At 41.6% G+C, this 20,625-nt stretch carries 17 protein-coding genes and 1 pseudogene; 5 read left to right on the top strand and 13 right to left on the bottom strand.

Translation table 11 applies throughout. The features are described 5' to 3' along the window. The 6 genes and pseudogenes from Q0017_RS04255 to Q0017_RS04230 all read right to left on the bottom strand — a co-directional run. Positions 1-72, bottom strand: a pseudogene (locus Q0017_RS04255) (bacterioferritin); the annotation flags it as partial. 396 nt (positions 73-468) lie between these two features. Continuing rightward, positions 469-1,443 carry a 23S rRNA (adenine(1618)-N(6))-methyltransferase RlmF gene (gene rlmF / locus Q0017_RS04250; RefSeq protein ID WP_298143145.1) on the bottom strand — a complete coding sequence of 325 codons (975 nt, stop codon included), beginning with the start codon at positions 1,441-1,443 and terminating at the stop codon, positions 469-471. A 224-nt stretch (positions 1,444-1,667) separates the two neighbouring features. Then, entirely contained in the window at positions 1,668-3,707 is a 2,040-nt protein-coding gene (gene ligA, locus Q0017_RS04245; protein ID WP_298143142.1) for an NAD-dependent DNA ligase LigA, read from the bottom strand. Positions 3,708-3,800: 93 nt separating this feature from the next. Further along, on the bottom strand, positions 3,801-4,691 hold the full coding sequence (locus Q0017_RS04240; RefSeq protein ID WP_298143139.1) for a cell division protein ZipA C-terminal FtsZ-binding domain-containing protein: 891 nt from the start codon (positions 4,689-4,691) through the stop codon (positions 3,801-3,803). Beyond that, positions 4,692-8,123: a chromosome segregation protein SMC gene (smc, locus tag Q0017_RS04235; RefSeq protein WP_298143136.1), complete on the bottom strand. Its 3,432-nt coding sequence runs from the start codon at positions 8,121-8,123 to the stop codon at positions 4,692-4,694. Positions 8,124-8,133: 10 nt separating this feature from the next. Next, the gene (locus Q0017_RS04230) at positions 8,134-8,829 is read right to left on the bottom strand and encodes a GntR family transcriptional regulator (protein WP_298143133.1); all 696 of its coding nucleotides are present in this window, start codon (positions 8,827-8,829) and stop codon (positions 8,134-8,136) included. A 241-nt stretch (positions 8,830-9,070) separates the two neighbouring features. Between Q0017_RS04230 and Q0017_RS04225 the strand changes: the two genes are divergently transcribed. After that, positions 9,071-9,829 (top strand): biotin--[acetyl-CoA-carboxylase] ligase, encoded by a 759-nt coding sequence (locus Q0017_RS04225; protein ID WP_298143131.1) that lies wholly within the window; start codon positions 9,071-9,073, stop codon positions 9,827-9,829. Next, positions 9,826-10,569 (top strand): type III pantothenate kinase, encoded by a 744-nt coding sequence (locus Q0017_RS04220; RefSeq protein WP_298143128.1) that lies wholly within the window; start codon positions 9,826-9,828, stop codon positions 10,567-10,569. Before Q0017_RS04225 ends, Q0017_RS04220 begins: the two co-directional genes overlap by 4 nt. Before the next feature lie 49 nt (positions 10,570-10,618). Here Q0017_RS04220 and ffh read toward each other — a convergent pair whose 3' ends face one another. Then, positions 10,619-12,025: a signal recognition particle protein gene (gene ffh / locus Q0017_RS04215; RefSeq protein WP_298143126.1), complete on the bottom strand. Its 1,407-nt coding sequence runs from the start codon at positions 12,023-12,025 to the stop codon at positions 10,619-10,621. 137 nt (positions 12,026-12,162) lie between these two features. Here ffh and Q0017_RS04210 point away from each other — a divergent pair, with 137 nt between their 5' ends. The 3 genes from Q0017_RS04210 (at position 12,163) to Q0017_RS04200 (ending at position 14,212) form a co-directional block, all read left to right on the top strand. Continuing rightward, on the top strand, positions 12,163-12,972 hold the full coding sequence (locus tag Q0017_RS04210; protein ID WP_298143124.1) for an inner membrane protein YpjD: 810 nt from the start codon (positions 12,163-12,165) through the stop codon (positions 12,970-12,972). A 111-nt stretch (positions 12,973-13,083) separates the two neighbouring features. Beyond that, positions 13,084-13,194, top strand: a complete 111-nt coding sequence (locus tag Q0017_RS04205; RefSeq protein WP_298143149.1) for a hypothetical protein — start codon at positions 13,084-13,086, stop codon at positions 13,192-13,194. A gap of 85 nt (positions 13,195-13,279) precedes the next feature. Next, on the top strand, positions 13,280-14,212 hold the full coding sequence (locus Q0017_RS04200; RefSeq protein WP_298143122.1) for a tRNA-dihydrouridine synthase: 933 nt from the start codon (positions 13,280-13,282) through the stop codon (positions 14,210-14,212). Positions 14,213-14,240: 28 nt separating this feature from the next. Here Q0017_RS04200 and Q0017_RS04195 read toward each other — a convergent pair whose 3' ends face one another. The 6 genes from Q0017_RS04195 to Q0017_RS04170 form a co-directional block, all read right to left on the bottom strand. Beyond that, entirely contained in the window at positions 14,241-15,224 is a 984-nt protein-coding gene (locus Q0017_RS04195) for a DUF1176 domain-containing protein (RefSeq protein ID WP_298143120.1), read from the bottom strand. Between the two features lie 10 nt (positions 15,225-15,234). Beyond that, positions 15,235-17,619, bottom strand: coding sequence for an AI-2E family transporter (locus Q0017_RS04190; RefSeq protein WP_298143117.1), 2,385 nt, complete (start codon positions 17,617-17,619; stop codon positions 15,235-15,237). A gap of 118 nt (positions 17,620-17,737) precedes the next feature. Then, positions 17,738-18,148 carry a nuclear transport factor 2 family protein gene (locus tag Q0017_RS04185; protein WP_298143115.1) on the bottom strand — a complete coding sequence of 137 codons (411 nt, stop codon included), beginning with the start codon at positions 18,146-18,148 and terminating at the stop codon, positions 17,738-17,740. Between the two features lie 767 nt (positions 18,149-18,915). Further along, positions 18,916-19,257, bottom strand: coding sequence for a zinc ribbon domain-containing protein YjdM (locus tag Q0017_RS04180; protein ID WP_298143111.1), 342 nt, complete (start codon positions 19,255-19,257; stop codon positions 18,916-18,918). A 105-nt stretch (positions 19,258-19,362) separates the two neighbouring features. Next, positions 19,363-19,734, bottom strand: coding sequence for a ribonuclease E inhibitor RraB (locus Q0017_RS04175; RefSeq protein WP_298143109.1), 372 nt, complete (start codon positions 19,732-19,734; stop codon positions 19,363-19,365). Between the two features lie 101 nt (positions 19,735-19,835). Continuing rightward, positions 19,836-20,501 carry an RluA family pseudouridine synthase gene (locus Q0017_RS04170; RefSeq protein WP_298143106.1) on the bottom strand — a complete coding sequence of 222 codons (666 nt, stop codon included), beginning with the start codon at positions 20,499-20,501 and terminating at the stop codon, positions 19,836-19,838. Positions 20,502-20,625: the final 124 nt, after the last annotated feature.

Genomic DNA, 20,625 nt, shown 5'->3' with positions numbered 1-20,625 from the left:
TTGGTCACGCGCTGCAAGTTCGCCGCCAATTAACATATTTAAGTACTCAACAACTTCTGGATTGCCACGCATAACCTAAGCTCCACATCTAGTTAAATTTAATTTTAAAAAATTATCTCGGATTTAAGTGCACTTTGCAAAGTAATTTTTTCGTAAGTTAATGATTTTTATATAATTAAAATGAGAAGTACTTGCATTCGCACTACTTAAAACAGTAATTAACATATATAAAAGAACATCTTGCACTTCACATTGAACTTAAATAAAAAGAATAAAAGTACTTTTAGCGCATATTGTTTTTTGTAACCAGATTCACAGTCAAGCTGACATATAAGCAGCGATAGAAATCAAATTAAAAAAATACTCAATGCCTTGCTATAACTTTGATCATTCAACAAAATAAAGCGTGCTCTCTGGCATAAGCTCGGCATGCTGTTACAAGCTCACACTTTGTTAGTGAACATCTGTTTAAGCTTGAGTCCAACGCGCATTTTTCCATGCTTGTTGTTGCTTGGCATCTAAAAAAGTCCAAGCAACAAAACGGCTCTCTTTTTGCCCTTGTGTCATGTTAATGGTTTTTACATCGACCGCTTTAGTATGACCTAAAGTCTTTAACAGCATTGGCAATGTGGTTTTTTTAGACACCAATGTAGTAAACCAAAGACATTGCTCAGCAAATTGAGTGCTCTCTTGTACCATCTGACAAACGAAGCGAGCTTCGCCACCGTCACACCATAACTCGTTCTTTTGCCCTCCAAAGTTTAACACCACCTTGGTTTTATCAAGTGCTTTGCCAAGTTTTGTTAATTTTTGCGTGGCCGTAGCATTGGCTTCAGCTTGCGAGGCGTGAAATGGCGGGTTACATAAGGTTAGATCAAAACGGTCTGAAGGTTTAATCACACCTTGAAAAATATTGCTTGGTGTTTTCTGTAAGCGAATTTGAATTGCTTTACTCAAATTTGGATTAGCTTGCACAATAAATTGCGCACTTTTCACCGATGCTGCATGAATGTCTGAGCCCACAAATTTCCAACCATAACTTTGACGCCCAATAATCGGATAAATACAGTTTGCGCCAACGCCAATATCTAATACTTGAACCTTGTGTCCTGTTGGAATCTGAGCATCATTATTAAGACTCAATAAATCAGCTAAATAATGAATGTAGTCCGCTCGACCCGGAATTGGTGGGCAGAGATAATCTTGCGGAATATCCCAGTACTGAATGCCATAAAAATGTTTAAGCAAAGCTTTATTGAGCATTTTCACAGCATGTGGATCAGAAAAATCGACTGAAAGATCTTGATATTGATTGGGGCGGACAAAAGGTGCAAGTTCCGGACAACTCTTAATTAACTGAGGAAAATCGTAACGACTGCGATGCAGATTTCGTGCATGTAGTTGCGTTTTTTGTTGCGGAAAAGTTTTCTTTGCTTGCGCCATGTGTATGCCAATCATCAACGGGAGAATAGAATCAATCAGGCAGGAGCTATACCTGCAAATGAATTGATATTGTACGCGAATTTAATTCACGATGCTGACCCTGTACTTATCCTTTTATTGATCTTCTTCTCATCTTGCTCACCAAATCTTATTATTTTAAAAGCACCATAAAAAAGACACCAAAAGCCTCATCAGCTTAGGTGTCTTTTTCATGGAAGTGATGATCAGCCTTCGATTTGACCATGCTCTTGCATCAGTGCAATAAATTGCGCTTCATTTAAGACTAAAATGCCTAGTTTTTCAGCTTTATCGAGCTTGGAACCAGCTTTTTCACCCGCCACCACGCATTTGGTTTTACTTGATACGCTACCACTGACACGTGCGCCTAAAGCTTGAAGCAGTTGTGTTGCTTCATCACGCCCCATAGAGGACAGTGTGCCTGTGACCACCCAACTTTCACCATTGAAAGGCTGACGCGTTGGTGCAATCGGTGCATCCCAATGAACTCCTGCATCAATTAAGCGCTGTACCACCTCTAAATTATGTGGTGCTTGAAAGAAGTCTAAAATCCATTCTGCGGTAATATCCCCCACATCTGGGGTTTTCTTTAACGCCTCTAAATCAGCAGCTTTTAAAGCCTTTAAGCTTTGAAAGTTATTGGCCAACATACGGGCTGTGGTTTCACCCACACCACGAATCCCCAAAGCATAAATAAAAGCTGCAAGCGTGGTTTTCTTACTTTTTTCAATTGAATCCATCAGATTTTGGACTGATTTTTCGCCCATTTTTTCAATAGTTAATAAGGTTTCACGATGCTCATGTAAATGATAAATATCGGCCACATCTTTGAGCAAATCAAGATGTAGTAAAGATTCTACCCAACGATCGCCTAAACCTTCAATGTCTAAAGCCTTACGTGAGACAAAATGACGAATAGCTTCAATACGTTGCGCGGCACAATACAAGCCACCAGAGCAACGTGCCAATGCTTCACCCTCAGGCATCACCACAGGTGATGAACATACAGGACAAAATTTAGGTAAATGAACTTCTACTGTGTCTACAGGGCGAAAATCAGGCCATACTTTTTCAACCTTTGGAATCACATCGCCACTACGATAGACACTGACGGTATCGCCTACACGTACATCTAAACGCTGAATTTCACCAATATTATGTAAGGTCACGTTAGAAACAGTCACTCCACCCACAGCCACCGGATTTAAACGCGCTACAGGGGTCAGCGCGCCTGTACGCCCAACTTGCCAATCAATGTTTTCAACCGTGGTGAGGGCTGCCACAGCTGGAAATTTATAAGCGGTTGCCCAGCGCGGTTCACGGCTTAAAAAACCTAATGTTTGCTGTTGTTTCAGATCATTGACCTTAATGACCATGCCGTCAATTTCGACATCAAGCTGCGGGCGCTCTTGATTAATTTGTTCATACGCAGCTTGCACTGCTTCAATTGAATGACAAACAAAATGTCGTTCACCTACAGCAAAGCCAAGTTTATTTAACCACTCAAGGCTAGCTGACATGCTGCTCAAACCATGATGTGGCTCGCATTGTGCAATCCCGTAAGCATAAAATGCTAATGGGCGTGCTGCTGCCACGTTAGGATCAAGTTGACGTAAGCTACCGGCTGCTGCATTACGCGGATTGGCAAAGGTTTTGTCCCCACGGGCTTGATTGTCGGCATTGAGCTTTTCAAAACCTGCCTTGGGCATAAGCACTTCACCACGCACTTCAAGCAAATCTGGCACAGTACCCGCTTGCAAGGTTAAGACTTTAGGCAAGTTACGAATGGTTTTGACGTTTTGGCTAATGTCTTCGCCCGTTTCACCGTCGCCACGCGTCACACCACGGGTTAATACGCCATTTTCATACCACAATGAAATGGCTAAACCATCAAATTTTAACTCTACGTCATATTCAATGCTTTGCTGCGGCAAGCGCTCTTCAATACGACGTGCAAATGCCAATAATTCATCATAATTAAACACATTACCCAATGACAGCATGGGAACCACATGGCGAATCGAGTCAAACTTAGCCAAGGCTTGCCCACCCACTTTTGATGTAGGCGTATCGGCTTGAATCAGCTCGGGATAATTATCTTCTAAGGCTTTGAGTTGATGGAACAATTGATCATATTCGCTATCACTAATGCTTGGCTGATCCATCACATAATATGCATGGTTATGCTGAGCTAAGATTTGGATCAATTGTCGCATTTGCGCCACGATTGTCGCCTGTTGTGTCATTGGGAGTCACCATAAAAAAGGGCGGTTGCCCGCCCTAAAACATCTTTCATTACGACCATTATAAAAACCGTCGTGCGTGCTTGCAATTGTGTTTTAGCTGTTCTGTACCGAACGATAATCAATGGCTTGATGGCGCCAGTTTTCACGCAACTGTGGGGTAAATTCTTGGTTGTTTTGATCGTATACAGTCCCTTCAATTTCACGCGCAATTAAGCCTGAAATGCTGACCATGGTATCAAAGGCATTTTGCACATCGTTATGTGGCAAGGCTAGGAAAAAGGCCAAGCCTTTAACTTCTTCAGTTGACAGCGCCTCTAAATCAAAGCCTGAAGCACCTTCATCGGTCACTTGCAATACCGAGAATAAAAGCTTGCTGCCATCTTCGTTATAACGATGAAAACATGCCATCTCACCATAACGTAAACCGTATTTAAGCAATACTTTTAAAGTTTTCTCGCCGGTTAAAATACGACGTTCAGGATAAACATTTAAGGCAACAAAGTCTTCTGCAGTCGCGAGTGCACTTTCTTCATCCACTAACTGTTGCTCGTGTAAATGTGCATCTAAAATGCTGCTTTCATCGGCAAATTCTGCAATTTCAGCTTTTTCAATACTGTTATTTAAGCTAAATTCTGCAGGCTTTTCTTTGTCTTTGGCCTCGTCTTCTACAGGTGTCGCAACTACTTTTTCCAAAGCCGCCTCAGGCACTTCGGTTTTCAGCTCATCCACCACTGGGGTCGCTACAACTTCAGGTGTGCTCGCAACCGTAGCCGTAGGTTCTGCATCTTGAACTACAGGTGCGCTTGGCTCTTGCAATTGATCTCGTACATGACGAGGAATAACAGGTTGCTGACTGTCTGTGTGAATATGCAATTCAGAGTCTAACGATGGCACGGCATGATTGCCTTTTCTGAGCACCATTTTTAAACCAACACCAATAATAATAATGGCGACAACAATACCAACGATTGTGGTGATTTCCATCTATGACTCCGCGACTAAATATTTTTCTGCCTGTTCTAAGTTGACAGTGACTAATTTGGATGCACCAGGTTCTGGCATAGTGACACCTAATAAATCTGTTGCCATCGTCATTGCAAGCTTATTATGGGTAATATAAATAAATTGTACCTGTTCGGACAGCTCTTTGACTAGATGACAAAAGCGTCCCACATTGGCATCATCAAGTGGTGCATCGACTTCATCGAGCACACAAAATGGTGCCGGATTAAGGCGAAAAATAGCAAACACCAACGCCAATGCAGTTAAGGCTTTCTCTCCGCCTGAGAGCAAAGCCAAGGAACTGTTGCGCTTACCCGGCGGGCGTGCCATGAGTTTTACCCCAGACTGCCAATCTGATTCAAGACTTAAATGCGCTTCGCCACCATTAAAGACTTTTGGAAACAATTGAGCAAGCTCATGATTGACCTGATCAAAGGTCTGCATAAACAAGGTACGGGTTTCTTGATCAATACTTTTCATGGCAGATTGTAATTGCGCCACGGTATTGTCTAAGTCCTGCATTTGATGTTGTAGCTCATCATAACGGGCTAACACTTGGCTATATTCTGCTGAGGCGGCAAAATTCACAGCACCGAGTTTAGCAAAGCGTTGTTGTGCCTGTTCTAAAGCATGTTGTTTGGCTTGCAGATCAATACTGACCTCTTTGGGCTTCGCATCTATGGCATCAAGTAGCGTGAGATAATGGGCCGCATCACTTTTTGCCGCTTGCCAACTTAAACGCTTTTGTTCAAGTTGTTGACGCAGTTGTTCATCCTGTTGTTGCAAAGCTTGACGTTGCTCGGTCAAATGCTGCTGCTCGGCTTGTAAGGTGTTGAGTTGTTGCTGCCATGCTTGCCATTGCTGTTTGAGCTCATTCACGATGATTTGCTGGGTCGTCAGCTCTGCATTTAAAGCCGGAATTTCACTGCACAAAGGTTCAATCAAAGCATTGGTTTGTTGGATTTGAGCGCTAATCTGGCTGCCTTGCGTGGTTAAAAAGGATAAGTCTTTGTTAAGCAATTCAATTTGTTGCTCCAACTCATTGACACGGCGTGTGGCGCTGCTTATATCTTGCTCGGCATAAAGTGCAACTTTTTCTGCTTGCTCGAATGCCTCAAGGCCAGTCTCAAGCTGAAACTGCAAGGTTTTATATTGTGGTTGCTGATGCGTTAACTCAGCGTGAATGCTTTGTAGTTGCAGATTAAGCGCATCATATTGCTGCTGATCTTCTTGTATTTGCGCTGTAATGCCGCTCAATTGTTGGCTTAATTGTTGTTGCTGTAGTGCAAAAGCGTGTTGTGCGGTTTGCTGCTTCACTTCCGTTAAGGTTAATTGATGATACTGCTGCTGCATCTGTTCAAAATTAGCCTGTTGCTGTTTTAAATTGCCTTTGGCTTCAAACAGTTGATTCAGGTTTTCAGCACGACGGGGTTTTAATGCTGCAATCTCTTGAGCGAATTGCTTGAGTTCTTCTTCAATTTCAGCACAACGTAAGCGTTGAGTTAAGCCTGTGGCTGAGTTGGTTTGATAATCAAATGCAATCAACCAGTCTTGCCCCACATGATAACCATCTAAGCTTAAAATGCTTTGCCCTAAGCTTAATTGATTTTGTAACGTCAAGGCTTGCTCAAGATTGTCGGCCAGCGCAACACTATTCAATAATGAATGTTGTGGTTCAATAATCCATGTGCTCAGTGGCGCTAAACCTGCAACATTCATAGCTGTAACATCTGATACTTTAATTTGCCGTGCAATATTGGGAGCAAAAGGCGTTTGGGCAGAGTTCACCTGACTGGCTAACCAATGATTTAAGAATTTTTCTAACAGCGCGGCATACGGTTTAGCTGCATCGGTAAATTGTAATAGGTCTATCAGCGTTGGCTGTTGTGCTGTATGGCTTGTAGCCTTTGGCAAAGATTGTTGTAGTTGTTGTTGCTCACGTTGTAGCAACTGAATTTGATTTTGCCCACTTTGTAGTTGTTGTTGTAAATCACGCTCGGTGTTTTCTAAAGTGGCAATCTCACTTTGGCAAGCGGTGATGTGCTCTGCACATTGTTTTAAGCTTGTCTCAAGTTCGGTTTTCTGTCGCGCCAATGCCAACACATCATGTTGCTGCTCGTGGCGGCTTAAAGCATGTAACTGTGCATTGAGCATTTCACTTTGCTGTTGCTGACGTTGAATGTTTTTTTTGAGCTGCTCGACTTGGTGGTATAACTGCAATTGTTGCTGTTGCTGTATATCCACTTGAGTTTTAACAACCTGAAACTGCTGCTCAATCTGTTGCTGCTGTGCTTTTAAGTCGCGGCACTGTTGCTGTGCTGCAAGTGCTTTGTCTGCATATTGGCCATATTCAGCCTGTGCTTGATCTTGCTGAGTGCTTAAAGTATCAAGTTGCACATCAAGCAATTGTAAACGCTGTTGGTATTGCTGTTTTTGTGCGTCTAGTTGAGTCAATTGCTGTTGATTTTGACTAAGCAATTGCTGTTTATGCTGTAACTGACTTTTAAGCGCTGCAAGTTGATGCTCAGCGCTTTGCCACTGTTGTTGCAGTGGCATAGATTGCTGCATTAAACCCTGAAAACGTGTACTACTTGTGCTTAAGTCCTGTTCTAAGGTGCTTAGTTCAGCACGTATCAGCTTAAATTGCGCAGTTAAAGTCTGTAGATCAGCGTTATATTGTTGTTGTAAGCACAAGCTTTGCCCATATTGACAGGACAACACTTCAATTTTTAAAGTTCGGATATGCGCATCAAGCTGTTGATACTGTAAAGCTGCATCGGCTTGGCGTTTTAAGGTTTTTAATTGTGCTGCAAGTTCAAGGCGTATATCTTCTAAACGAGCTAAGTTTTGTGTGGTGTGTTCTAAGTGCGTTAAAGTTTCACGCCGACGCGCTTGATAACGTGATACCCCTGCGGCTTCTTCAATATAGACCCGCATTTCATCAGGTTTGGCATCGACCAAGCGGTTAATCATGCCTTGCTCAATAATAGCGTAGGAGCGTGGCCCCAAACCTGTACCTAAAAAGATATCGGTAATATCACGGCGGCGACATTTAGTGCCATTTAAAAAATATTCAGATTTACCTTCTCGATTGACCTGACGACGCACCGACAGTTCAGCATAGGCATTATACATGCCGCCTAATTTGCCATAGGTGTTGTCAAAACGTAGCTCTACACTAGCAACCCCTACAGGTTTACGTTTAGCCGTACCGGTAAAAATTACATCTTGCATGGTACCGCCACGTAACTGACGCGCACTCGACTCACCCATGACCCAACGGATAGCGTCAATCACATTAGATTTACCACAACCGTTTGGTCCCACCACCGCAGTACGGTTGGCTTTAAAATTTAAGGTGCTGCTGTCGGCAAAAGATTTAAAGCCGGAAAGTTTTAAACTGCTTAAACGCATAGTGTCCTGCTTAGCGCCGTGAACGTTTTGCCCACGCCAATTCAATTTGTTTCATTCGTGTCAGCGACTGCAACACAAGCTGCTGCAAGTGTCGACAAAAATCGTGCATAAATAAAGTGGCTTGTTGCGGTTTTTGGCTTAAAATTGCAGCAATCACTAATTTAAACTGCGCCTCGGATTGTAACAGTTCATGCTTGGTCATGTTTAACGTTAAAAAGTAGCAACGGCGTAAATTGGGCAAAAGATCTTGATAAAAGCGTGCTAAATAACGATAACGCGCGCTTTCAAGGCAATCTTGTAAACATAAAAAAATGGCATCATAAAAATGTTCAATATCCTGCGTCAGGCAAAAGTGATTTAATTGCGCCTCAAGCGGCAGCACACAGTGCTTTTGTAGTGGTGTGAGATCTTCACTGATATATGCCACTATTTGCCCCAATAACAAACTTAACGTTTCAAATAAAGCCGACACTTGCATACTGGACATTTCGACCACTACAGCACCACGTCTTGGGAAAATCTCAATTAAGTCGGTGTGTTGTAATAAAATCAATGCTTCACGGACTGAACCACGACTGACGTTGAGTTCTTGTGCAATGCGCAGTTCTTGAATACGCTCACCCTCAACCCATTCACCTTGAATAATTTTTTTGGCAATGTACTCAGCAATCTGTTGGGCTAAACTGCTGCCCTCATGTTGTGGCATAGTGATCCTATTGTTGTTCTTGGCACAAATATTTAAATAATTTGCTGCTATCTTAACCAACAAGCCCCACCACATGCACTGTAATTTTTCTACCAATTTCAGCCAAAATTTCACTGTATTTTTATTTTTAAATGCAAGTTTACAGCATTACATCAATGCCGCAGTTGTGATGGCACTAATTGCGCTTTACGCGTCATTTATGCTTAACTCCATAAGAATTTTTTACTCGATTTAAAATTAAATGGATTTAGAAACGCGTCAACTGCAACAATGTCTAGAACAACGACAGCACTTGCCTGAAGTCCTTTTGGTCAAACCCATGACCCAATCTACCAATGATGATGTACGTGAAATTGCCAAAACTGGTGTACAGCATGTTTTGGTGTGTAGTCATCAACAAAGTGCCGGTCGTGGTCAGCGCCAAAGGGCATGGGTCTCGCCTGTGGGCAATATTTATTTAAGTGCGTTGTTAAACTTAAATACGGTGATTGATGGACGTTTAAGCTTAGAAATCGCGTTAAATATTCTACATATCCCCAGCCTCAAAGATTTAGATCTGCAAATTAAATGGCCCAATGATTTGTATAGCTTACAAGGCAAATGGGGCGGAATTTTAATTGAACCGATTTCTCCCACTCAAGTGATTGTTGGGGTGGGCATCAATATTGAATCGGTGGCAGATCAAGTTCAAGACCAAGCCACAACCTCTCTTGTGGATTTAGGCTTGGTCAATCCATCACGGATTGATTTAATTGCCGAAGTGTATGTCGCCATTCAAAATGCGGGTCAATGGTTTGATCATCAATCGAGTAATTTAGCGGCACGATTTGAACAACATGCTGCCTTTAAAGATCAACAGGTGGCATTTGAGCATATTGGTGGTATCAGCACAGGACAGTTTTTGGGAATTGCCAATGATGGCGCAGTGATCATTGACACCGAGCAAGGCAGTCAAGCATTTTACCAAGGTCGTTTACGTTTAGCCGAAGGTACGTCATGAAAAAGTTATGGCTTGATATTGGCAACACGCGGCTTAAATATTGGATTACCCAAGACCATGAAATTGTTGAACATGGTGCAGAGATGCATTTGCAATCGCCAGCTGATTTGTTATTGGGCTTAATGCAGCATTTTAAAAAGCTTAACATCCAAAGTGTTGGTGTATCGTCTGTGCTTGATTTAGCCTCTAATCAACATATTCGTCAATTGTTACAACGCTTAAAAGTGCCAGTGATTTGTGCGCAAGTGCATGCCCAATATGCCGGTTTAAGCTGCGGTTACGATCAGCCGCATCAATTAGGCATTGACCGTTGGTTGCAAGTGCTGGCTGTGGCGCAAGACCCCAGCAAAAATTATTGTGTGATTAGCTGCGGCACTGCACTCACTATTGATTTGGCCAATGGTTTACAGCATTTAGGCGGCTATATCTTGCCAAATCTATATTTGCAACGTGATGCTTTAATTCAAAATACCAAAGGTATTAAAATTCCCGATGCCGCTTTTGATAATTTAGAACCCGGACGCAATACTATTGATGCAGTGCATCATGGAATTTTATTAGGTTTGGTCAGCAGTATTGAAAAAGTACTCGCCACATCACCACGTGAGTTGGTCCTTACCGGAGGCGATGCAGTTTTATTTGCTGATTATTTAAAACAATATCAACCGCGTGTTGAACCAGATTTACTGCTCAAAGGCTTACAATACTTTTTTAGCCAACATCCTGATAATCAGGTTTAAGGCTTTACATATAAAAAAAGGCGCACTAGGCGCCTTTTTTGTAGCAAGATTATTTTGGATCTTTACTGCCAAACAGTGGACCCATACCGCCACCGCCGCCAAACTGCTTTTGTAAACCGCTGAGTGACTTCATCATTTTTGCCATGCCTGTTGGATTGGCAAATTTCTTCATCATTTTTGCCATTTGCGCATGCTGCTTGATGAGTTTATTAACTTCCACCACTTCCATACCACAGCCTGCTGCAATACGTTTTTTACGGCTTGGGTTCATTAAATCAGGATTACGACGCTCTTTGGCCGTCATCGACTGAATAATGGCTTGCATTTTTTTCACTTGCTTTTCAGGATTGGCTTGCGCAATTGCATCTTGAATGCCTGAATTGCTCATGCCCGGCAACTTATCTAAGAAGCCCATCATGCCGCCCATTTTATTCATTTGCTCAAACTGCATCAGCATATCTTCAAAGTTGAAGCTGCCGCCTTTTTGCAGTTTTTGCGCCATTTTTTCGGCTTTTTCTTTGTCGATCTTACGCTCTACTTCCTCGACTAAAGATAAAACGTCACCCATACCTAAGATACGTTGTGCCACACGCTCAGGATGGAATGGCTCTAAGGCATCGAGTTTTTCACCCATACCTAAGAATTTAATTGGCTTACCCGTAATAGCACGTACAGACAATGCCGCACCACCGCGTGCATCACCATCGGTTTTGGTTAAGATAACACCGGTAAGTGGCAAAGCATCATTAAAGGCTTTGGCTGTATTTGCCGCATCTTGACCCGTCATGGCATCAACCACAAACAAGGTTTCGGTTGGGCTAATGGCAGCGTGGAGGTCTTTAATCTCACCCATCATGTCTTCGTCAATATGCAAACGACCTGCAGTATCGACAATTAACACATCAGCAAACTGAATTTTAGCTTGCTCGATAGCACGATTGGCAATGGTAATTGGATTTTCGTCGGCATTGGATTCTAAGAAAATCGCACCAACCTCACCTGCAACCGTTTGCAGCTGTTTGATTGCCGCCGGACGGTAAACGTCGGCAGACACCATCGCCACTTTTTTCTTTTGGCGTTCTTGTAAAAAGCGTGCCAGTTTTGCCGCTGTGGTGGTTTTACCCGCACCTTGTAAACCTGCAAGTAAAATCACCACCGGCGGTTTTGCTTGTAAGTCCAAAGTTTCGTTGGCAGCACCCATCATTTTGGTCAATTCGTCATACACGATCTTGACGAAGGCTTGGCCCGGTGACAACTGTGTCATCACTTCTTGACCCAATGCTTCTTCCTTAACTTTCGCGATAAACTCACGAGTTACAGGTAACGCCACATCGGCTTCAAGAAGTGCCATACGCACTTCACGTAGCGTATCTTTAATATTGTCTTCGGTTAGCTGCCCTGAGCCAGTAACATTTCTTAAACTCTGCGTGAGTCGTTCTGTTAAGGTATCAAACATTGCAAAATCCGCTTAAAATGGTTGTTGCAGAAAAATCTTTCTTAAAATAGAAAATTTATGCATAGAATGTTATAGGATACTGTAGTTCGCGTAGAATTTACATCCATGAATATTCATCATCCTGAAAAAGGTTTGACATGATTAGCCTCCCCTTGGTTTATACGATTCTGGCTTTGCTTGCTTACACCACGTCATTTTGCTATGTGGTTGCGCATTTCATGGAAAAATCGGAACCTAATCGTTGGTTGGTGAGCCTGAGTGTAGTATTGGGCTTAATGCTGCATGCTTCGGTGTTGTACCATGACATGTTGACCCCAATGGGGATTCATTATGATGTGTTTAATGTGGTGTCTTTTACCTCAGGACTCATGTTGTTACTGAGTGTATTATTTAGTACCTATCGTCCTGTGTTGGGCTTAATCTTAATTGCAATTCCGGTTGCTGCCACAGGCTTAATTTTAGGCTTTACCTTGAGTCAACCCAAGCTGAGCATTACCGCATCTTCTTTGGGTTTAGACCTGCATATTATCTTATCGTTGTCTGCTTATACTGTGCTGTTTATGGCTGCGATTCATGCCGTGCTGCTGTGGTTTCAAAATCGTGAATTAAAAAAGAAAAATAAAAAGCGCGTTTGGGTGAATTTACTGCCTTCATTACAAACCATGGAATCATTGTTATTTGATTTGCTGATGACTGGTTTCGTCATATTAACCATTGCATTAGGCTTTGGCTTTTTTACCATTGATAACTTCTTTGCCCAGCATTTAGCACATAAAACCGTGTTTAGTTTAATGTCGTGGTGGGTATATGCAGTGTTGTTAGTGGGTCATTATGCTTTTGGCTGGCGTGGACAAAAAGCCATTCGCTTTACTTTAATTGGTTTTGCTTTACTCGCCCTTGGCTTTATTGGTTCTAAATTTGTGTTAGAAATGATTTTAAATTCTTAAAATTTTTACCACGTACATATATGCAGCACCAACATTGTGTGTTTATTGATTATATTTTGTTAAAAATTGCGCTAAAATGAATCATCAATTTTAAACTTGGAATTTAAAATGTTGAAAGCTCTCAAAAAGAAAAACAAAGCGTGGTTCACGTTTTTTATTATTACTCTATATTCCGTTATTGGTTTTTTCATTGGTCAACTGATGATTGACTACATTTTATAAACACAGCCTAGCGGTGTTGTTGGCTGACTAGACAGCGTGCAGCATTTTGCGTATAACACGTTTTTTTATTTTAAGGTAATACGCTTTGAAACTTGTGCTTGCACCCATGGAAGGCTTAACCGATCCCATTATGCGTGATGTACTGACATCCGTAGGTCGCTTTGACTGGTGTGTCACTGAGTTTATTCGTGTTACCAACTCTGTATTGCCAGATCACATTTATCATGCCTATTGCCCTGAATTGTTAAATGGGGGCAAAACCGCGGCAGGCACCCCTGTGCATGTGCAATTTTTAGGCAATGATCCTGACATGCTTGCCGCCAATGCAGCGCGTGCTGCCGAATTAGGCGCACCTGCAATTGATATGAATTTTGGTTGTCCTGCCAAAACCGTCAATCGTCACCGTGGTGGCTCTGTATTACTCGATGAACCCGAAGTGGTGCATCAACTGGTCAAAGCAGTACGTGATGCAGTACCCTCTCATATTCCAGTGTCGGCTAAAATGCGCTTAGGGTATTTAGATCGTAATTTTACTTTAGAAAATGCGCATGCCATTGAAGATGCAGGCGCAGCTTGGGTGACGGTACATGCACGCACCAAAGCCGATGGTTATACCCCACCTGCCTTTTGGGATTTGTTACAACCCATTCGCGAAGCACTCAAAATTAATGTGATTGCCAATGGCGAAATTTGGAGCAATCAAGACGCTAAGCAGTGTTTACTTGAATCAGGTTGTCAAGATTTAATGATTGGACGTGGTGCAGTGACCACACCTGATTTAACCCAATGCATTCGTCAAAATAGCGACACCCCATTGTTGTCTTGGCAAGACTTAGTCGGTTTGCAAATTCGTTTTTTAAATGGCGGCTATAAAAAAGAAATGAACATGGTGGGTCGTTATAAACAATGGCTTGGCATGATGAGTAAACACTACCCAGAAGCGAAACTCCTTTGGGATGAAGTCAAACGCATTAAAGCTTTAGATGACATTACCCAAAAATTACAACAGCATCTTTAACATCAGCCGCTCCATAGAGCGGCTTTTTTTATGATGTGACTTGAGCAACCCAAGTGGACAGCTGCCATGCACCACCTGCAAAGCCTTTACATTGTAACTGCTGTGCTTTGTAAGTTGCTTGAAAACGCTGTCCGGTAAATGCCCATTCTTCAACGCGATAACAGTCGCCTAAACCACGGCCTTTATGCTGAGCAAATACTTGCCCTTCACTAAAGCTTGTACCTGAATACGTGACCCATTGTTGCACTTCACTCAACTGCTGATTCATCAGCCACATGCCTACACCTGCATTATATGCCGCTTGCCAACACGGAACTTCCACCAACACTTGTTGCGCGTTAAGCGGATAAATCGTCAGTTTTTCACTATCTTGCTTGTTCCAAAGCAACGGACAATCTTGCTTTGAGGTGGATTTCTTTAAACCTGATACGATTTTTTGCGCTTGAGCTTCCCTCAAAGCAACATGCTGTGCTTGAGCTGGCACATAATTGCGAATACGGTAAATTGGCATTTTTTGCATAACTCGGACTTGGCTTAAGGGTTGTTTGCCTTTTGCCAACAAAGCCGATGCTGTACCTACACGCCGTTGATATTCGTCACTTGTAAGCAACACGGCGCTTAAACCACGGTCTGAGATACGCCATATTTGATTGCCTTGGCGCAACTCAATACGCATATTTTGACGTGCGTGAGCAAGCAGTGCTTGAATTTGAACTTGCGTTAAATCGGCTTGATCTTGCTTAAAATTAAGCACGCCATAATCTTTTGCATTGATCCATAACGTCGCCTGAACAGGTGCATCTAGCAGATGCACTTTGCCACTGATTTTTGCAGTACGCCCTGCCGGATAGGTCAGTAATACAGATACGGGGGCCTCATCATGGGCTTGGTAACCTGCCATACGACAGGTATGGGTATTATCACACGCCATTTCCCAATCTTGATGTTCAAAGCTCAATGCATGTAAAGAACCACTACTGACAATAAGTAAACCGATCCAATATTTTGACATCAGCATCTCCTTAGGGTGCTTCATGCACCACTTGTGCTTGTTGCAAGGCTTCAATTTCTTCAAGTTTGGCTTGTTTATCACGACTTGAACTTAAGGTGGTCATTAAGTCATCAGCAAGGGCTTTTAATAACACCACATCATCGTCATTTAAACTACGCACTTTTTTATCCAAGATACATAAACTGCCCATGACCAAGCCTTGTTTATTACGCAGCGGCACGCCGGCATAAAAACGAATCTTTTCCTGACTTAAGCGTTTATTGCGTGCAAAACGTGGATCACGGGCAATATCTTCAATGATCAGTTCTTCATTTTGATAAACCAAATGACTACACACACATTGCTTACGCGGCACTTTAACGTCCATTGGATGCTCATTTTGGGCATATAAAGGACTGGCTGGGGTATTGACCCACTCTTCATCGACCAATGAAATTTGCGCATACTTCACATCAAATGCTTGGCGTGCTTCATCAATATATTGCTCATAAATCGGTAAATTATCAGGCTGCAACAACTGTAAATCATGCAATGCCTCTAAACGCTCCGCTTCATTGTCATTAAGCAGTTGGCGCGCAGGATTTTCGCCTTGTTGCATCAGCAATACATCAATACTAAGCAATAATTCGTTGACGCTACTGACCACTTCGACATCAAAACGATTTTTTGCTTCTAAACGCATCTCGTCTTCATCATTGGCCCATGTGGCAAAGACCAAGGCTAAATCCGGTCGTTGCTGCCCAATTTGATGCTGCAACAGGCGAATTTGTGCCAAGGGTTGTTGATGAAAAATTGAAATACACAAAATTTTAATATCGCTTGGAATCTCAGCAATCATGTCCAATTGCGACTGAATAAATGCCTCGGCATGACTTTGTGCTGCTACATGACGCAAACGTAAAGCATGTGCCAACATGGCCGAGGATAAAATATCCACTTCCCAACGTGCACCGATACACATCACTTTGATATCTGAATCATTGACCGGCGCTGGATATTTTTGTTGAAAGGCATGGTTAAAAAACTTTAAGCCTTGCTGTAATCGCAAACGATGCTCAGCACTGGCAATGGTGTTGTGACTATTTGAAAACAAGCGAATCGCAGGAATGGCTACATTGTCATAAAAATCATTGACATGACGTACCACCACCTCAGGCGTGGCTTTTTTAGGCAAACCCTCAGCAATATAATCTTCGGCCACATCCATGGCATCATCGACATCATCGGCCACCAAACGCTGATAAAAGCGCTGTTGTGGGGTGAGTACGGGTTCACTGCCAATTAAGATTTTTAAGAAACCCAATGCAGGCACATAATAAGACAACACCAATAAACACGCCGTTAAAGGTGTCGATAAAATCAAGCCTACAGGTCCCCACAACGAGGTCCAAAAGGTGGCGGCTAAAATAATAGACAAAGTTGAAAGTCCAGTACTTTCGCCATACAGCCATGGTTCAACAATATTATTGCTAATTAATTCAAGCACTAAAATAAGCCCCAAGGTCCATAGCACCATATTCCAACTTGGGTCTACCGCAAAGGCTAAAGTAATTGGGAAAATCGCTGAGATCATCGGACCTGCATAAGGAATAAAGCGCATGACCACAGCCACCAATCCCCACATTAATGCCGCAGGCACCCCAATCACCCACAGCCCAATTGCCATAGGAATACCGTAGGTTACATTGACCAACAATTGCATACGTAGATAAGTACCAATGCGTGTCGCAGCTTCATCTAAAGCATCGGTCCCTACATTTAAGTTGCCACCCAGTAAGCGCAATAAACGGTCATGTAAATCTTTACGACTGAGTAAAATTAGCACCACAAATAAAAATACAATACCGGCGGTGGCAAGCGGTCCAAAAATGCGCCCAGCCCATTGCATGGCTTCATCCATGGCAGAGGCTTCTTCACCTACCACCTTGACTTGTTGAACATTTGGATCTGTTTTGTCTTCACTACTATTGGCAGTGGCAATTGAGCTTTGAATGGTATTTAAAGTGCTCACTGCCCCATCCCACACACTTGGACCACTGGTATAGCTTTGCACTGAGGTGAGCTTTTGCTCAATGGTATCTTGATATTTAGGCAACTCTTGACTGAGTTTACTCAACTGAAAACCAAAGTAGGTTGCCGCTCCACCCAACAAAACTAAGGTCATTAACACCACTAAAGCAATGGATGGCACCTGAGGTAAGCCCCAACGCTTTAACCGTGATACGAGTGGTTCAAGTAAAAATGCCAATAAAATAGACAATGCCAAAGGGATAAAAATTTCCTGTCCCACATAAAGCGCCAAAATAATAATGGCAGCAACCACAAAACCCGCCATAGTTCTTAAACTTCGTGCCGTAGCACTGCCCTTATCGGAGCTTAAATTTTCATTATGCATTAGTCATCAATCTTGCTTTTTTTATCTCCTATGGATTTACATTTTTATGGCATAAATGACAAGTAAAGATTTGCAATTCATAGACATAAAAAAACACCGCCAAAGGGCGGTGTTTTGTTTACACAATTGAGCGTGGCATGGAAATATGCTGATGCACCATTTTCCATTTTCCATGGGTCTTCTTAAAACATAAGGTGGTTCGACACCACGGTAGGTTTAAGCTATTTTCCTTGGCCCGATCGACTTTAGAATAACAATGCACAAAAGCCAAATCACTTTCGGCGTAAATTTTTACATCTTGACGATACACACATACATCATCAGCAAAATAAGGGCTATATTGCTCCCATAGCTCCTTATAAGCAGCCGCACCCTCAAGTTGTGAGTTAACGTCAAAGACGCTCACATCTTGCTGACACAAATCCGTTAAAGTTTGAATATCCATTTTCGCTACAGCATTATCCCATTGCTTCATTTTAAACAGAATTTCCTGCGCGGTATGTATGTCACCCACAAACTGAACATACATGAATGCTTCTCCAATTGCTGAATGGAAACAAGTTCGGCATAAATCAAAATCCACACTTATTTTGTCTAAGGTTAACATTGAAAATGAGATCTTTTCTTAGAGCTAAAAATGATGTTTAGGAGAGAAAAACATAAGATCAATCTTTCAAATTGATTATATTTTATACATCATTTAAAACACTTAAACAGGGTTTTTAGCATAGCAACATATAAATGATACAATTGAGTAACATAGATACCATCACCTATAGTCGTTGCTTATTATTCAAGTAAATATAAAGGTTGCACAGCATATAATCAGTTTTTTTGTTATGTTTCAGTAATTTACTTATGTAAAATACATCACATAAATAAAAAAATAATATAAATAGTTAACATTATTTATTAATCTTTGAGTATCAATCACATTTTAAGGAAAGAGTTGATTATATTTTATCAACAACAATATATATAACAAAACAATCAAAATATACAAAATAAATATAAATCAAAATTTATTATATTAATCATGTGAATTATATAGCTATTTAATAAATTAAACCCACTTCTTTAATTGTTTTTAAATCTAAGTGTTTATTTACACTTAGATGTTAAACACATAAAGTTAAGCTAATAAATAACTTGTCAATATTCAGTAAAATCAGCTTTATTTTATATGATAGCTATACAAAAGCTTAAAGGCTCAGCCTTATTTGAGGTGATGTCGTTATTTTTTTGCTCAATCAATACAAAAAAATGGAGCGTTATGCTCCATTTTTTTAAGTCAATTTAGGCTTTTTTAACAAACTCCGATTTAAGCTTGATTTGCCCAATACCTTCAATTTTGCAGTCAATGTCATGCCCGTCGCTGGCATCTGGCACCAAACGAATAGTTTTAACCTTAGTCCCCACCTTGACTACAGAAGATGAGCCTTTAATTTTTAGGTCTTTAATCACTGTGACGCTGTCACCATCTTGCAATACATTGCCATTGGCATCTTTAATTACGCTTTGGGCTTCTGCTTGCTCTTCGCCCTCTTGCCATTCATGTGCACATTCTGGACACACCAATAGTTCGCCATCTTCATAAGTATATGCCGATTGGCATTTAGGACAGTTTGGAAGTGACATCGCAACCTCAAAATTAACATATCATTAACATATAAAGCGCATAATAACATAGATCATGCGCTTTATTGGGCGTATTTTGCCTGTTAAGCTGCCTCAACAATCACTTTAAGAAGTCCCATCAATCTGATCATCAAACACATAAGCCATACAGCCCCAACCATCATATTCACCTTGAAATTGCTCGGCGAGTTTTTGCAGCCATTCTTCCATATCCACAATGGCTTGATATTCAGGTTGTAGCTCCACAAACACAGTTAAACGCCATTCATGCGGTTGCAGATGTTGATCAAAGATGAGATTAATTTTTTGTTGTTCGCGTAATAGATGTAAAGCTGCATGTTCAGCTTGCTCAAGATGACTAAAGGTCAGTGAAAATTCGATATCGTGTAATTCTTTTAAATCATCACCGTCTTGATACATTTGCCATAAAATATTGCCATTGTCATCATCTGGAAATTTTTGATAATCGCGATACATTTTTTATCCTTATGCTGTGCTTATTAAAATTATACACATGCATCAGCTTAGCTGATTTTAAGGCACAATGTGAGAATTTTTGTAGCACTTGAGTCTAAGATTTAAAATGGTGCGAGTGCTTCAATCACGACATCTTTTTTGCTCAGCGGTTGAGTAAAAGCTAAATAAGAGGCATGTAAAGCCATGCGCTTTAATGGACTTTGTGCAGCACACGGATGATAGAGTTTATCACCTGTAATCGGATGCCCAATATGTAACATATGCACACGCAGTTGGTGCGAGCGCCCGGTAATAGGCGTTAGCTTGACTCGGGTAATGTCTTGGCTTTGGTCATATTCAAGTGCTTGATAATAAGTAAGGGCTTTTTTACCCAATTCATCATGCACCATTTGACGTGGGCGATTTTCCCAATCGGTAATTAATGGCACATCTACTTGACCTGTGCCGTGCAACTGCCCTTGCACTAAAGCCGTGTAATGCTTGACGACGGTACGTGCTTGAAACATTTTACTTACCGCCACTTCTGCATCACGGTGTTTGGCAAACATTAAAATCCCTGAGGTGGCCATATCTAAACGATGCGTAATCTTGGCTTGCGGATAAAGTGCCAAAACACGTAAGTAAGCACTGTCGTGATGTTCAGGTAACCGCCCCGGCACCGACAATAATCCTGCTGGCTTTTCAATGATGACTAAATCTTCATCTTGGTACAAAATAACCAATGGCGTTTGCGGCGGTTGATAGATAAAGTGATCGTTTAAAGCCATGACAGAAGCCGTAAATTAAGAAAGCTCGGCACGTTAGCAACTGCATGTGTAGCTGTCAAGCATTGCTTTGATAGCAGGCTGACATTAAATTTATGCGCTGCAATTTTGACTGTCTGATCAAGTT

Origin of the sequence: uncultured Acinetobacter sp. (genome assembly GCF_947624825.1) — a bacterium.
Classification (GTDB): domain Bacteria; phylum Pseudomonadota; class Gammaproteobacteria; order Pseudomonadales; family Moraxellaceae; genus Acinetobacter.
The sequence above is the reverse complement of the archived record's forward strand: the minus strand, read 5'-3'. Positions and strand labels throughout refer to the sequence as shown.